Origin of the sequence: Herbaspirillum sp. NPDC101397 (assembly GCF_044767325.1) — a bacterium.
In the GTDB taxonomy this organism is placed as follows: domain Bacteria; phylum Pseudomonadota; class Gammaproteobacteria; order Burkholderiales; family Burkholderiaceae_D; genus Herbaspirillum.
The window spans coordinates 17024-31601 of record NZ_JBIWNS010000005.1; the positions used below are offsets into that span (position 1 = coordinate 17024).

The 14578-nt window shown below is 60.0% G+C and carries 11 protein-coding genes; 8 read left to right on the forward strand and 3 right to left on the reverse strand.

Features of this window, described 5'->3' with window-relative positions; all coding sequences use genetic code 11:
* Positions 1-2 precede the first annotated feature (2 nt).
* Complete coding sequence (locus ACIROW_RS12760) at positions 3-743, reverse strand: acetoacetate decarboxylase (protein WP_402276004.1); 741 nt, start codon at positions 741-743, stop codon at positions 3-5.
* A gap of 237 nt (positions 744-980) precedes the next feature.
* Between ACIROW_RS12760 and ACIROW_RS12765 the strand changes: the two genes are divergently transcribed.
* The 5 genes from ACIROW_RS12765 (at position 981) to ACIROW_RS12785 (ending at position 8338) form a co-directional block, all read left to right on the forward strand.
* Positions 981-1748 (forward strand): GNAT family N-acetyltransferase, encoded by a 768-nt coding sequence (locus ACIROW_RS12765; protein WP_402276007.1) that lies wholly within the window; start codon positions 981-983, stop codon positions 1746-1748.
* The gene (locus tag ACIROW_RS12770) at positions 1745-2605 is read left to right on the forward strand and encodes a UDP-2,3-diacylglucosamine diphosphatase (protein WP_402276010.1); all 861 of its coding nucleotides are present in this window, start codon (positions 1745-1747) and stop codon (positions 2603-2605) included. The genes ACIROW_RS12765 and ACIROW_RS12770 overlap by 4 nt, the downstream gene beginning before the upstream one ends.
* Positions 2587-3633, forward strand: coding sequence for a glycosyltransferase family 4 protein (locus tag ACIROW_RS12775; protein ID WP_402276013.1), 1047 nt, complete (start codon positions 2587-2589; stop codon positions 3631-3633). Before ACIROW_RS12770 ends, ACIROW_RS12775 begins: the two co-directional genes overlap by 19 nt.
* A gap of 315 nt (positions 3634-3948) precedes the next feature.
* Positions 3949-6066, forward strand: a complete 2118-nt coding sequence (locus ACIROW_RS12780; RefSeq protein WP_402276015.1) for a methyl-accepting chemotaxis protein — start codon at positions 3949-3951, stop codon at positions 6064-6066.
* Between the two features lie 535 nt (positions 6067-6601).
* On the forward strand, positions 6602-8338 hold the full coding sequence (locus ACIROW_RS12785; protein ID WP_402276018.1) for a methyl-accepting chemotaxis protein: 1737 nt from the start codon (positions 6602-6604) through the stop codon (positions 8336-8338).
* A gap of 108 nt (positions 8339-8446) precedes the next feature.
* Here ACIROW_RS12785 and ACIROW_RS12790 read toward each other — a convergent pair whose 3' ends face one another.
* Together ACIROW_RS12790 and ppk1 are read right to left on the reverse strand one after the other, a co-directional pair.
* Positions 8447-8905, reverse strand: a complete 459-nt coding sequence (locus ACIROW_RS12790) for a SixA phosphatase family protein (RefSeq protein WP_402276020.1) — start codon at positions 8903-8905, stop codon at positions 8447-8449.
* Positions 8906-8951: 46 nt separating this feature from the next.
* Positions 8952-11060 (reverse strand): polyphosphate kinase 1, encoded by a 2109-nt coding sequence (ppk1, locus tag ACIROW_RS12795; RefSeq protein WP_402276022.1) that lies wholly within the window; start codon positions 11058-11060, stop codon positions 8952-8954.
* A gap of 389 nt (positions 11061-11449) precedes the next feature.
* Here ppk1 and pstS point away from each other — a divergent pair, with 389 nt between their 5' ends.
* The 3 genes from pstS to pstA all read left to right on the forward strand — a co-directional run bounded on the left by pstS (position 11450) and on the right by pstA (position 14573).
* The gene (gene pstS, locus ACIROW_RS12800; protein WP_402276025.1) at positions 11450-12499 is read left to right on the forward strand and encodes a phosphate ABC transporter substrate-binding protein PstS; all 1050 of its coding nucleotides are present in this window, start codon (positions 11450-11452) and stop codon (positions 12497-12499) included.
* Between the two features lie 185 nt (positions 12500-12684).
* Positions 12685-13659: a phosphate ABC transporter permease subunit PstC gene (pstC, locus tag ACIROW_RS12805; protein ID WP_402276027.1), complete on the forward strand. Its 975-nt coding sequence runs from the start codon at positions 12685-12687 to the stop codon at positions 13657-13659.
* Positions 13659-14573: a phosphate ABC transporter permease PstA gene (pstA, locus tag ACIROW_RS12810; protein WP_402276029.1), complete on the forward strand. Its 915-nt coding sequence runs from the start codon at positions 13659-13661 to the stop codon at positions 14571-14573. The genes pstC and pstA overlap by 1 nt, the downstream gene beginning before the upstream one ends.
* Positions 14574-14578 lie beyond the last annotated feature (5 nt).

Below are 14578 nucleotides of genomic sequence, written 5' to 3' on the forward strand. Positions count from 1 at the left end.
AACTATTTAGCAAGATAATCGTAAGCGACCGTGCCCAGCGGCAAAGTCAGGTCAGACAAGATGTGCACCGCGGAGATGACTTCCAGCACCGGCAGGTCGGCAATCGGCGCCAGTGCATGCGAATGCAGGTCGAGCGCGCCGGGACCGGTCCAGGCGCCCTTGATGGTGATGTCGGACAGACTGTACTGTACCAGTTCGCAGATGCGCGGTGTGCCGTCGACGTGGGGAATGATCTTCAGCAGGAAACTGGGTGACCCCAGCGTCTTCGCCACCGCCTCATGATCGAGCGCGCGATGCTTGAATCCCATGGTGCCGGTGGCGATGCGGAAGTCGCTGTAGTCGAGCGTGCCGACCAGCGTGTCGGTGTGCACCCGCAGCTCGGGCGTGCCGAGTTTTTTCGGGAAACCCCACAGCTCGCGTCCGCCCGCAATCGGCGGATGGTCGTTGAGGTACATGCTGTGCACATAACCGCCGGCGACGCCGTTGAGCGTGACCGGAATCACCTGTCCCGACTCGCAATAATGACCGAAGCCGGTTGAGTCGGGCATGTTGATGAATTCGAACTTGACGATCGGCTCGACGAATTGCAATGGCGCGGGAATGATCTTCCTGAGCGCATCCGGATCGGTGCGGTAGGTGATGATCAGGAACTCGCGATCGACGAAGCGATAAGGCCCGCGCGGGAACGCCGGGTTGTGGAGGGGCATGGCGAAAGCATTGCGACGGATTTCGTCTTCAGTCATGGCGTCTTTCTCTGCGGGGGATGGAAGTGAAGCGAGGCGGTAATTCGCTCTTGCCAGTTCGAGGGAAACGATTGCATAAAGTTCACCTCTTTACCGACTCTTGTCGCCCTGTAAAGCTTGCTGGAGGCTGACAGCCGCACTGGTGTTGCTATCGCGCCATGCTGTGTTCAGGTGTCATTGGCCTGAAATAATCGGCAGTTACGCTCTGCACCGTTGTCAACTGAAAAAGGACGATGCATGAGACTGCTTTCCACCCCGGCAGATGCTAACCCCAGTTCTTCCAAACTGTCCCTGAGTCTGGCCACCACGCCGGAAGAAGTTCGCGAAGTACAGCGTCTGCGCTACAAGGTCTTCATCGAAACGATGAACCTGTCCGCGCTGGCCAATGCAGAAGGTCTCGACAAGGACGAATTCGACGACTACTGCGACCATCTGATCGTGCGCGACAACAAGACCCTGAGCGTGGTCGGCACCTACCGCGTGATGAGCCCGCATGCCGCACGCCGCATGGGCAAGTTCTACTCGGAACAGGAATTTGACCTGAGCCGCCTCGACAATATCCGCAACGTCATCTGCGAAGCCGGCCGCGCCTGCATCCATCCGGATTACCGCAGTGGCGCCGTCATCATGCTGCTGTGGGCCGGCATCGCCGACTTCATGCGCAAAGAGCGCTGCGATTACCTGATGGGTTGCGCCAGCGTCAGCCTGGCCGACGGCGGCCACAATGCGGCGGCGCTGTATCACGCCTTCCGTGAAAACAACATGGCGCCGCAAGAGTACAGCGTCACGCCGCACACCGCCTTCCCGATCGAAGAGCGCGAAGCCGGCCACCAGCCGCAAGTGCCGCCGCTGTTGCGCGGCTACTTGCGCAGCGGCGCATGGGTCTGCGGCGAACCGGCCTGGGATCCTGATTTCCATTCGGCTGATTTCTTCCTGCTGCTGCCGTTGGCCAAGCTGGATGGCCGCTACGCCCGCCATTACCTGAAAGAATCGAGAGCCGCATGAAATCACGCGATCAATTTCTGGATGCCAACGGTATAGACGCCGCTCTGGGAACGAAACGCGATCCTCTCCATTTCCGCACCATCTGGATCTCGGACGTGCATCTCGGCACGCCGGGATGCCAGGCGCAACGACTGCTGGAATTCCTGCGCGCCACCGAGTCCGAGACGCTGTACCTGGTCGGCGACATCATCGACGGCTGGCAGCTAAAACGCCGCTGGTACTGGGAACAAAGCCACAACAACGTGGTGCAGACGGTGCTCAAGAAAGCCAAGAAGGGCACCAATGTCATTTTCGTGCCGGGCAATCACGACGAAGTCATCCGTCAATTCATCGACCTCGACTTCGGCGGCATCAAGATCCGCGACGAACTGGTGCACACCACGGCGAATGGCAAGCGCATGCTGGTGATCCATGGCGACCGCTTCGACGGCGTCATCGCCTGCGCCAAGTGGCTTGCCTACGTCGGCGACAATCTGTACACCATGATCCTCAAGTTCAACCAGTGGTTCAACAGCTGGCGCGCACGTGCCGGCTTGCCGTACTGGTCGCTGTCGCAATACCTCAAGGGCAAGGTCAAGAACGCGGTCAACTACATCACCTCGTTTGAAGATGCGCTGGCTGCCGAAGCCTCCAAGAAAGGCCTCGACGGCGTCATCTGCGGCCACATCCACAAACCGGAAATCCGCGACATCAACGGCATCACCTACTGCAACGACGGCGACTGGGTGGAAAGCCTGTCGGCCTTGGTGGAAGATGAAGCCGGCGAATTGCGCCTGGTGACCTGGGGCGAAATCATGCAATTGAAGAAGAGTTCGAAATTAGCCGGAGTAGAAGATTTATGCGCATTGCCATCGTAAGCGACGCGGGCGAACCGCAAGTCAATGGCGTAGTCAACACTCTGCGGGCAACGCAACAATGCCTGCGCAACAAAGGCCACGAAGTACTGATGCTGGCACCGCGCGATTTCCGCACGTTCGCCTGCCCGACTTATCCCGAAATACGGCTGGCCTACAAGCCGTATGCCAAGATCGCCGCCGCGCTGGACGCTTTCAAGCCGGACTGCATCCACATCTCCACTGAAGGTCCGATGGGTCTGGCGGCACGCCGCTATTGCCTCAGGAACAAGCTCGATTTCACCACCGCGTATCACACGCGTTTCCCGGAATACCTGAGCGCACGCAAGCTGTTGCCAAAGGCGCTGACCTATCGGTTGATGCGCTGGTTCCACGGTCCGTCCAAAGCGATCATGGTGCCGACGCCGAAGATGAAGGAATCGTTGGAAAAGAATGGTTTCCGCAACGTCGCCCTGTGGGGCCGCGGCGTCGACACCGAGCATTTCAGGCCGGCGGCGGAAGACCATGCCTGCATCGTGCGACCGCTGTTCCTGTATGTCGGACGCGTCGCCGTCGAAAAGAACATCGAAGCCTTCCTCAAGCTCGATCTGCCCGGTTCCAAATGGGTGATCGGCGACGGTCCGCAACGCGAGGAGCTCGAACAGCGTTATCCGGAGGTGCGCTTCCTCGGTGCCAAAGGCCATGACGAATTGCCGGCGTATTACAACTGCGCCGACGTGTTCGTGTTCCCCAGCCGCACCGACACCTTCGGACTGGTGCTGGCCGAAGCCATGGCTTGCGGCGTACCGGTCGCGGCGTATCCGGTCGAGGGACCGATCGATGTCGTGGCCAACGGATTCTCCGGCGCTTTGAACGAAGAACTCGACGTCGCCTGCATGGACGCCATGCAGCTGTCGCGCGACGACGTGCGTGCGCATGCAATGACGTATTCGTGGGATGCTGCCACCCAGCAATTTCTGCAGCATCTGCACTATGCCCGCAGCGCGACCCCGGTGGAGTTGGGCGATGCCGTCCTGCATGATTCCCGATAAGTCCGCTCCGGATTTCCCCCTCGGCATGCGCTGATCCTCAGTAACGCCATCTCCGCCATGGGGCTGGCGTTGCTGTTTCGATACGCCCGAACAAGCGGGCTTTTCACGATCTCCTTTCCTCATGCTCCCCTGCAGCCCCCACCGGCGCGGTCCGGTATGTTTTTTGCGTACCGGCTGGCGGGTCAAGTTGCTTGCAATACGGCCGTTTCCATATAAAACACATAAAGTGCGCAAGATGAAGTCCGCTTCATTGTCCTGTTGTCCGATGTAGTCATTTGCCGGCGATGCTTTACGGAAACATCATTGGGGGGAGTCATGAAAAATCTGTTTGCCAGATTGCAGCTGTGGAAAAAATTCGCTCTGCTTGGCGTTATCGGTCTCGCCTTGTTCGGCGTGCCGACCACGTTGTACATCATCAGCGCAGAAGGCGTGATCGCTCACAAGACCCTGGAAATGAAAGGCGTGGTGCCGGCGCGCGCCTTGCTGCGTTCCATGCAGCTGATGCAGCAGCATCGCGGCATGTCGGCGGTCCTGTTGGGCGGCAATGCCACGGTCGCCGCGCAACGGCAGGCCAAGGCGCAGGAAGTCGGCCAGGCGCTACAGAACCTGCAGACGCAACTCAAGGACGGCGGTGCGCGCAATCCGGCAATCGGACAGAGTCTCGCCACCGTCGTGACAGCGTGGAATGCCTTGCGCGACGGCGTCGCTGCGGGGCAGGTGACCGGGCCGCAGAGTTTCAGCGGACATAGCGATAACATCGCGAAGCTGTTTGAGATCAACGACCTCATCCTCGACGACTTCAGGCTCAGTCTCGATCCCGACCTCGACAGTTCGAAGCTGATCACCGGCGGTTTCGTGGCGCTTCCGCTGTTGACCGAGGAGCTTGGGAAGATGCGCGCGCGGGGTTCCGCCATACTCGGAAAAAAGGTCGCCACAGCCGACGACAAACTGGCGATCATCAGCCCTCGCCAGGGTGCCGTCGAGCGCCTGAGGCAAGCCGATCAGTTGTTCCAGCAAGCCTTCCTGATCAACGCCTCGCTCAAGAGCGTGCTCGGCGCGACAGTGGACGACGCCAGGAAGCAGGCTGCCGCCGTCATCGCCCTGGCCGATGAAAAGGTCCTGAAGACGGAGAACCTGGAGTTTCCACCGCAGGAATATTTCGGCAAATTCACCGAAGCCATTGACGCCCAGTTCAAGGTCGTCGACGCAGTCATCGGCAGCCTCGAAAACACACTCGGCCAGCAGACCGCGCAATTGCGCCGCATGGAAATCTGGCTGCTCGGCGGCATCGGCGCGCTGGCCCTGTTTGCCGCCTGGGTCGGCTACATGCTGTCGCGTTCGATCACCGTGCCGATGTCGGAATCGGTGGCGATGGCGCAGCGTGTGGCTTCCTGCGACCTCACTTCGCGTGCAGTGGTGACGGGCAGCGATGAGTCGGCGCAGCTGCTGCACGCGCTCAACGACATGACCGGCAGCCTGGTGCACATCGTCAGCGACGTACGCACCAGCATCGACGTGATTCATGTGGCGTCGAAAGAAATCGCCACGGGCAACGCCGACTTGTCCAGCCGCACCGAATCGCAGGCCTCGAGCCTGGAGGAAACCGCCAGTTCGATGGAAGAACTGACGTCCACCGTACGCCAGAATGCCGACAACGCGCGCCAGGCCAATTCGCTGGTGACCTCGGCTTCCGAGCTGGCGGTCAAAGGTGGCAAGGTGGTCGGCGACGTGGTGCAGACCATGGGTTCGATCAAGGAGAGTTCAAGCAAGATCGTCGACATCATCAGCGTGATCGACGGCATCGCTTTCCAGACCAACATCCTGGCATTGAACGCGGCGGTGGAAGCGGCGCGCGCCGGCGAGCAGGGACGCGGCTTCGCCGTGGTGGCGTCGGAAGTGCGCAGTCTCGCGCAACGGTCGGCGTCCGCGGCGAAGGAGATCAAGGAACTGATCAGCGACTCGGTCGGCAAGGTCGACGCCGGCGGCAAGCTGGTCGATGAAGCCGGCGCAACGATGGGCGAGATCGTGACCTCGGTCAAACACGTTGCCGACATCATGGGCGAGATCACGGCGGCCAGCCAGGAGCAGAGCACCGGTATCGAAGAAGTCAATCGCGCCATCACGCAGATGGATGAAATCACGCAGCAGAACGCCGCGCTGGTGGAGCAGGCCGCTGCTGCCGCCGAGAGTTTGCAGGAACAGGCTGACGTGCTGGCCAAGGCAGTCAGCGTGTTCCGCATCACGCCCGCGGAAGCGCAGCATAAGCCGGTGATTTCCTTGCCGGCGCCCTCGCGTCCGCCTTCGTCCTCCGCCCCGGCGAAGTTGCCGGCAGCGGCAAAAACCTCGGCGCTGAAAGCCACCGGCAAGCCTGCGCCGCGAACGGTGTCCAAACCGGTGGAAGCCGGCGGCGCCAATGAATGGGAAGAATTCTAAACGCTGTTGCAAGCGCAGCATGTTGCGCTGACCAAGGAAAAACGAATGAGCTCGCAAGGTCCGCCGTGCGGGCTTTTTTCATGCATTTTTGCCCGCGTGATGCGCCGCTTTCGTGCGTCCTGATTGCGTTTAAGACAACTATGCGATAAAGGTATAGTTGCATGCGCACAAAGCATTAGCCTTGTTTTCGGCGCTTATCTAAGATGCGGCACAGTACAAAGGACAATGAAACGCCGGAACAGACCACGCGCGCAGACGCGGCATTCACGACGATACGGGGCAGCCGAGGCAGAGATATCTCGCCTTGGCGCACCGCGTTTTCCCGATCAATAAATATTGCTTCACGCCAAGAAAAATCGGGATGAAACCCGTACAATAAAAAATATGCAGGCAGGCATGAATCCTGCTGACGAAACAAGGTAGACCGTGCGCCGGTGCAACCGGGTTCGATCTGCCGACGACAGCAAGTAGTGGATATATCCAGCGATTTGCATCTTCAGGGACGGCAGTTTTTTATCAGGGGAAGTTGAGCGTTATGATTTCAAATATCAAAATTGGTGCACGTCTTGCACTGGGATTCTGTCTCGTTTTGCTCTGCGCAGCGGCGATCCTGCTCAACGGCCTGTGGCGCATGACCGAGATGGAACGCAGCAGCGCCTACATCATCGACCAGAAGGTCGCCAGCATGACCGCAGCGATGAGCATGCGCGAATCCGGCAGCGCCTTGGCGCTGGCATTGCGCAAGGTGGTGACGCCTACCGACGCCGCCGAAGGCCAGCAGGAAAACCAGCGCCTGGCCAAGATCCTGCAAGCCTATGCGGGCTATGAAGGCCAGCTCACCAAACTGACTTCCACCGACAAGGGCAAGACGCTGCTGACGGCGTCCGCCGCTGAACGCAAGGTGCTGTTCCCGATCGTCGAGAAAATTCGTGAAATGGTCGGCGGCGGCAATTACTTCGACGCCGCCCAACTCCTCAAGAGCGATTTCCTGCCGTCCTACGACAAGTGGATGGCCAGCGTGGCCGCACTCGCCGCGTATCAGCAGGAAGACATGTCGGCAGCTTATGTCGACTTCCAAAGCAGCTATCGCAGCGGCCAGATCGGCATGATCGTGATCGGACTGGTGACGCTGTTGCTGGGCGCCTTCTTCACCTGGTCGATTACCCGCACCATCACGGCGCCGCTGCTACGCGCCGGCAAGATCACCGAAACCATCGCCAGCGGCGACCTGACCCAGACCGTGGAAGAAAAGAGCCACGACGAAGCGGGCCAGCTGGTGCATTCGCTCAATACGATGCAGACCAAGTTGGCGGCGACCGTCAATGAAATCAAGCAGAGTGCGGCCATCATCGCAGTGGCGTCGCAAGAGATCGCCACCGGCAACGCCGACCTGTCGAACCGTACTGAATCGCAGGCATCCAGCCTGGAAGAAACCGCCAGCTCGATGGAGCAACTGACCTCGACAGTCAAGCAGAACGCCGAGAATGCACACCAGGCCAACCAGCTGGTGATGTCGGCCTCCGACTATGCAGTCAAGGGCGGCAAGGTGGTCGGCGACGTGGTGCAGACCATGGGTTCGATCAAGGAAAGCTCGCGCAAGATCGTCGACATCATCGGGGTCATCGATGGTATCGCGTTTCAGACCAATATTCTCGCGTTGAATGCTGCGGTTGAAGCCGCGCGCGCCGGTGAGCAAGGTCGCGGCTTTGCCGTGGTCGCGTCCGAAGTTCGCAGCCTGGCGCAACGTTCGGCTTCGGCCGCCAAGGAAATCAAGACCCTGATCGGCGACTCGGTCAGCAAGGTCGACGCCGGCGGCAAGCTGGTCGATGAAGCTGGCGTGACCATGAGCGAGATCGTGACGTCGGTCAAGCACGTGGCCGACATCATGGGCGAGATCACCGCCGCCAGCAAGGAACAGAGCGCGGGCATTGCCGAAGTCAACGGCGCCATCGCGCAGATCGATGAAATCACGCAGCAGAATGCGGCGCTGGTCGAACAAGCTGCTGCGGCGGCCGAGAGTCTGCAGGAGCAGGCCGATCTGTTGGCGCGCGCGGTTGGTGTCTTCAAGATCGACAACGCTGTCTTCGCTGCGCAGGCCGCGAATACCCCGTCGATGCTGAAGACCGTCAATCCGCCGTTGGAACTGGCAACCGAGACCGCAACGCATGCAGCTCCGGCGATCAAGCCGGCGGCAGCGCGCAAGACCACCCTGGCGCCGACGCCGAAGCGTCCTGCCGTGCCGCAGGACGAAGGCAGCTGGGAAGAGTTCTGATCAGTTCTGATGGGTTCCAACCTGAATGCTCAGGTCGGTCGTAAAAAAAGGCTGCTCGATGAGCAGCCTTTTTTATTTGGCCTATCTGGCTTATTTGAGCTATTTGACCTATTTGGAAATCAGGTCCGGCGCCATCACTGCACGTAAGTAATTAGTGGTGATGTCGCCGCGTTCGCGCTGGGCGATCCACCACACGTTGGCCTTGCGGATCGACCATTCCTGCGGTTGGCCGCCGATCAGTTGCGCGGCCACCAGGCCCAGCGTCGGTTGATGCCCGATGATCAGAACCGGTTCGCGGCTGTCGGGCCAGTTGGCGGCGACGAGCAGGTCCTGCGGACTCTTGTCGGGCGCCAGGTCGGGATGGATTTTGAATTTGCGGCCCAATGCTTCTGCGGTCTGCAAGGTACGCGTGGCCGGGCTGACCAGGATGCGGCAGCTTTCCGGCAGGTTGCGGTCGAGCCAGTCGGCAACCTTCCAGGCCTGCTTGTGTCCCTTGCCGGTGAGGGCGCGGCCTTCATCGGGTTCGCCGAGTTCCGCTTCGGCATGACGCCATAAGATCAGTTCCATGGGGATTCACCTCCGGGTAATCGGCTGAAAAACAAAACTGGTCGCTTCATTCCTCGCCTGGCGCGGCAACGCCGAGCGTATGCATCAGGTACGCCTGGGCGCTGAACGCGGCCTGGCGCGTGCGCGCCTTCTTCTGCACATACACGCCGTCGCAGTTCAGGTGCCACGCATTGGTGTTGTCCTTCAGGTAAGGATCCAGACCTTCCGCAATGACGCGCTTCTTGAGTGCCTTGTCCAGCACCGGGAAGGCCACTTCGATACGGCGGAACAGGTTGCGGTTCATCCAGTCGGCGCTCGACAGGTAAACGTCATGCGCCAGGTCGTTGCGGAAATAATAGATGCGCGAGTGTTCCAGGTAGCGCCCGATTACCGAGCGCACGCGGATGTTCTCCGACAGGCCTGCGACGCCCGGACGCAGCGCGCAGGCGCCGCGTACGATCAGGTCGATCTTGACGCCGTCGGCCGAGGCCGCATACAAGGCGCGGATGACCGACTCGTCCAGCAGCGCGTTCATCTTGGCGATGATGCGCGCCGGCCGTCCTTCACGGGCGATCTGGGCTTCGTTGCGGATGGCCCGGATGATTTCCTTTTGCAGCGAAAACGGCGCCAGCCACAAGTGATTGAGGGTGCGCGGCTTGGTCAGCGTGGTCAGGTGGATGAACACTTCGTTGACCTCGGCGGTCAATTCGCGGTGTGAGGTCAGCAGGCCGAAATCGGTATAGAACTTGGTGGTGGTCGGGTGATAGTTGCCGGTGCCGAGGTGGGCGTAGAAGTGCAGGGCGTTGTCTTCGCGGCGGATCACCAGCGCAATCTTGGCGTGCGTCTTGAGGCCGACCACGCCGTAGACGACTTGCGCGCCGGCCTGTTCCAGCTTGACCGCCCAGTTGATGTTGGCTTCTTCGTCGAAGCGCGCCATCAGTTCCACGATGACGGTGACTTCCTTGCCGCGCTGGGCGGCGTGGATCAGCGCCTCCATCAGGTCGGAGTTCATGCCGGTGCGGTAAATCGTTTGCTTGATCGCCATCACGTTGGGGTCTTGCGCCGCCGTGCGGATGAAATCCACCACCGGCTGGAACGACTGGAACGGATGATGCAGCAGCACGTCGCGTTTCTTCAGCACGGCGAAGATGTTTTCATTCTGCAAATGCGGTGGCAGCGTCTGCGCAAACGGCGGGAAGCGCAGCGCCGGCTCCGACACCAGGTCGACCAGTTCCGACAACCGCACCAGGTTCACCGGACCCTTGACGGCGTACAGGCGATTGCGTTCGATCGAGAACTGTTCGAGCAGGAATTGCGCAAGGTGTTCGGGGCAGTTGCTGGCGACTTCGAGACGCACGCCGACACCGAACTGGCGGCTTTGCAATTCGGTCTGTAAGGCCTGGCGCAGGTTTTTGACTTCTTCTTCGTCGACCCACAGGTCGCTGTTGCGGGTGACGCGGAATTGCGAATAAGCAGTGATTTCGCGTCCGGTAAACAATTCCGCAATATGCGCATGGATGACGGAGGACAACAGGCAGAACGACACGCCTTTCTTGTCCGACAGTTCGTCCGGCAGGCGGATCACGCGCGGCAGCACGCGCGGCGCCTTGACGATGGCGATCGCCGTGCCGCGGCCGAAGGCGTCCTTGCCGGACAGCTCGATGATGAAATTCAGACTCTTGTTCAACACCTGCGGGAACGGGTGGGCCGGATCGAGGCCGATGGGCGTCAGCAGGGGCCGCACGTTATGTTCGAAGTACTGCTTGACCCAGGCGCGCTGCGCCTCGTTGCGGTCTTCGTGGCGCAGCAGGTGGATGCCCTTGTGCGCCAGCTGCGGCAGGATGTCCTTGTTCAGCAATTCGTACTGGCGCGCCACGATCTGGTGGCATTCGATGCTGGTGCGTTCCAGCGCCGCGCTCAGTTCGGGCGGGTCGATGTGTTCGCCTTCGATGCGGTTGGCCAGCAAGCTGGCGATGCGCACTTCAAAAAATTCATCGAGGTTGCTGCTGCAGATGCACAGATAGCGCAGACGCTCGAGCAGCGGAATCTGCTTGTTCTCGGCTTGCGCCAGCACCCGGCGGTTGAACGCCAGTTGGGACAATTCGCGGTTGAGGTAAATGGCGGTCGGATTGATCTCCGTGTGAGCGTTATCGTCCGGTTTTACTTTTCTGGTCATGCGCCGTTCCCATTGGTGTTCATAGCAATTTTTCGCAGTGTAGGGCGGGCGTATGACAAGTTAATGACAAGGCCGGGGAGCCTTGTCACAAATGGTGTGTCCCCTATGCATCTGCATTTCTGCCGGGAAATTGTCTCCTGAGTCCTGATTCTAACCCCGTCTGCGGGGCGGCTTCCTTGTTGTCGATCAAGCAATGCCTTCTTTTCCTTTCATGACAAGGGCGGGTCATAAACTCGTCACATTTGCTGGTTAAAGTTCACCCCGTCCCAGGAACGCATTCCATCAGTTCCGCAGGTTTCTTCGTGAAGGTCGTCGGGTAATGCAGGTAAGACGGCAATTCATGAAATGGGTTCTTCGACAAACTATCTCGTCAAACAAAGGAGCAAGACATGGGGTTCAATCACATTCTTAAATCTGTTGCAGTGGCAGTGTGCGGCACGGTCGCGTTTTCCGCCGCAGTGCACGCAGCAGAAATCACCGGCGCAGGCGCATCGTTCCCATACCCGATCTACGCCAAATGGGCGGAGTCGTATAAGGCGGCAACCGGCAACAGCCTGAACTACCAATCCATCGGTTCCGGCGGCGGCATCAAGCAAATCAAGGCCAAGACTGTTGACTTCGGCGCATCCGATGCACCGCTGTCGCAGGCGGAACTGGAAGCTGACGGCCTGACGCAATTCCCGGCAGTGGTCGGCGGCGTAGTTCCGGTCATCAACCTGGACGGTACGACTCCAGGCCAGGTCAAGCTGTCCGGCCAAGTGCTGGGCGACATCTACTCGGGCAAGATCACCAAGTGGAATGCTCCTGAGATCGCTGCCCTGAACGCAGGCGTCAAGCTGCCGGCAGAAGACATCACCGTGGTCTACCGTTCCGACGGTTCGGGCACATCGTTCGTGTTCACCAGCTACCTGTCGAAGGCCAACGCAGACTTCAAGTCGAAGATCGGTGCAGGCACTGCAGTGAAATGGCCGGTCGGCGTGGGCGGCAAGGGTAACGAAGGCGTCGCCGCCAACGTGCAAAAGGTCAAGGGCGCAATCGGCTACGTCGAATACGCTTACGTCAAGAAGAACAAGCTGAACTACACCCAGCTGAAGAACAAGGACGGCACCTTCGTGTCGCCGGACGACGCGACATTCAAGGCAGCGACTGCTGCTGCCGACTGGGCCAAGACTCCGGGCTTCGCAGTTGACTTCACTGATGCAGCCGGCAAGAACAGCTGGCCTATCAGCAGCGCAACTTTCATCCTGCTGCACAAGGCGCAAGCTGCCGACGGCGCCAAGGGCAAGGAAGTCCTGAAGTTCTTCGACTGGGCTTACAAGAATGGCGGTACAGCTGCTGCCGATCTGGACTACGTGCCGCTGCCGGCCGCAGTCGTCAAGCTGGTTGAAGATTCCTGGAAAGCCAATGTCAAAGACAGCTCCGGCAAGGCAATCTGGTAATCACGGATCGAAAGATTCAATAAGTCAGAACTTGTTTTCGGTAGTGCATTGAATGATGTATAGCGGATTGCGGCGGCGTTCACCATCGCCGCAATCCGCACCAAATGGTGAAAATAATGAGCTCAAACATCTCTGCCACGACCATGTCGAACACCGATTTAGGTAAGCCTCCCGCAGATAGCGCCATGCAACAAGCTCAGCAAGCGCACGCAGCGCTGTTGGCGACCATGCGCAAGCAGCGCATCCAGGATTTTCTCTTTCATAAAGTCACGCTGATCTTCGCCTTGTCGGTACTGGTGATGCTCGGCGGGATTATCGTTTCCCTCTTCATCGGCGCCTGGCCGGCCTTCCATGAGTTCGGCCCCGGCTTCATCACGCGCGTCGAGTGGGACCCGGTCAACGACCAGTACGGCGCCGCAATCGCCATCGTCGGTACGCTGACGACGTCGCTGATCGCGCTGCTGATCGCGTTCCCGGTCAGCTTCGGCATCGCCCTGTTCCTCACCGAAATCTGCCCGAGCCGCCTGCGTCGTCCGCTCGGCACGGCGGTCGAATTGCTGGCCGGCGTGCCCAGCATCATCTACGGCATGTGGGGTTTGTTCGTGTTTGCGCCGCTGTTCGCCGAATACGTCCAGCCGGCCCTGAAAGCCACGCTCGGCCAACTGCCCGTGATCGGCGCCTTGTTCCAGGGGCCGACCATGGGCATCGGCATTTTGACCGCCGGCCTGATCCTGTCGGTCATGATCATTCCGTTCATCGCCTCGGTGATGCGCGATGTGTTTGAAGTGGTGCCGGCCGTGCTGAAGGAATCCGCCTACGGCCTCGGCTGTACGCGTTGGGAGGTGGTACGCAAGGTGGTGCTGCCTTACACCAAGACCGGTGTGGTGGGCGGCGTCATGCTCGGCCTCGGCCGGGCGCTTGGCGAAACCATGGCGGTCACTTTCGTGATCGGCAATTCGCATCGTCTCTCGTGGTCGCTGTTCGCCGCTGGCAATAGCATCGCTTCCACGCTCGCCAATGAAATCGCAGAAGCGTCGTCGAAGCTGCACGTGTCGTCGCTGTTCGCACTCGGTCTGATCCTGTTCGTGATCACTTTCATCGTGCTGGCCGTGGCGAAGGTGATGTTGATGGGCATGACCCGCAAGGAAGGCGCCAAATAATGAACCAACAAGTCACTCCACAAGCCGGCCCGAACAAAAACGAGGCCGCCATACCGCTGAACTCGCCGATGAACCCGGTGTATCGCCGTCGCCTGCTGCAGCATCGTATCGGCATGCTGTTCTCGTTCCTGGCGATGGCCGCCGGCTTGATCGTGCTGGCCTGGATCCTGCTGACGCTGTTGATCAAGGGCTTCGGCGCACTCAACATCGGCATGCTTACGCAAAATACGCCTTCGCCGGGCGGCGATGGCGGCGGTCTGCTCAACCCTATCGTCGGCAGCCTCATGATGGTCGGTCTCGGTACGCTGATCAGCACGCCGATCGGTATCCTGGCCGGCATTTACCTGGCTGAATACGGCGAGGAGAGCAAGCTGGCCCAGACCACGCGTTTCGTCACCGACATCATGCTGTCGGCGCCGTCGATCGTCATCGGTCTGTTCGTCTACGCGATCTATGTCGCCAACGTCGGTCACTTCTCCGGCTGGGCCGGCACCTTCGCGATCTCGCTGATTGCGATTCCGGTGATCGTGCGTACGACCGACAACATGCTGAAACTGGTGCCGAGCAGCCTGCGCGAAGCAGCGTTCTCGCTCGGCGCGCCGCGCTGGAAAGTGGCGATGATGGTGCGCCTGCGCGCCGTCAAGGCCGGCGTCGTGACCGGCGTGCTGCTGGCGGTGGCGCGTATCTCGGGTGAAACGGCGCCGCTGCTGTTCACCGCGCTCAACAATCAGTTCTTCAGCACCAACATGAACAGTCCGATCGCCAACCTGCCGGTGGTGATCAACCAGTTCGCCATGAGTCCTTACGACAACTGGGTAGCACTTGCATGGGGTGGCGCCTTGCTGATCACCGTCAGCGTGCTCGCACTGAATATTCTGTCCCGCACCATGTTCAGCCAACGCGTCCCTGGTTAATACCG

What these genes read in the sequence shown, in the direction of transcription:
- ACIROW_RS12760 (WP_402276004.1), bottom strand. Translation starts at nt 743, where the DNA reads ATGACTGAAGACGAAATCCGTCGCAATGCTTTCGCCATGCCCCTCCAC.
- ACIROW_RS12765 (WP_402276007.1), top strand. Translation starts at nt 981, where the DNA reads ATGAGACTGCTTTCCACCCCGGCAGATGCTAACCCCAGTTCTTCCAAA.
- ACIROW_RS12770 (WP_402276010.1), top strand. Translation starts at nt 1,745, where the DNA reads ATGAAATCACGCGATCAATTTCTGGATGCCAACGGTATAGACGCCGCT.
- ACIROW_RS12775 (WP_402276013.1), top strand. Translation starts at nt 2,587, where the DNA reads ATGCGCATTGCCATCGTAAGCGACGCGGGCGAACCGCAAGTCAATGGC.
- ACIROW_RS12780 (WP_402276015.1), top strand. Translation starts at nt 3,949, where the DNA reads ATGAAAAATCTGTTTGCCAGATTGCAGCTGTGGAAAAAATTCGCTCTG.
- ACIROW_RS12785 (WP_402276018.1), top strand. Translation starts at nt 6,602, where the DNA reads ATGATTTCAAATATCAAAATTGGTGCACGTCTTGCACTGGGATTCTGT.
- ACIROW_RS12790 (WP_402276020.1), bottom strand. Translation starts at nt 8,905, where the DNA reads ATGGAACTGATCTTATGGCGTCATGCCGAAGCGGAACTCGGCGAACCC.
- ppk1 (WP_402276022.1), bottom strand. Translation starts at nt 11,060, where the DNA reads ATGACCAGAAAAGTAAAACCGGACGATAACGCTCACACGGAGATCAAT.
- pstS (WP_402276025.1), top strand. Translation starts at nt 11,450, where the DNA reads ATGGGGTTCAATCACATTCTTAAATCTGTTGCAGTGGCAGTGTGCGGC.
- pstC (WP_402276027.1), top strand. Translation starts at nt 12,685, where the DNA reads ATGCAACAAGCTCAGCAAGCGCACGCAGCGCTGTTGGCGACCATGCGC.
- pstA (WP_402276029.1), top strand. Translation starts at nt 13,659, where the DNA reads ATGAACCAACAAGTCACTCCACAAGCCGGCCCGAACAAAAACGAGGCC.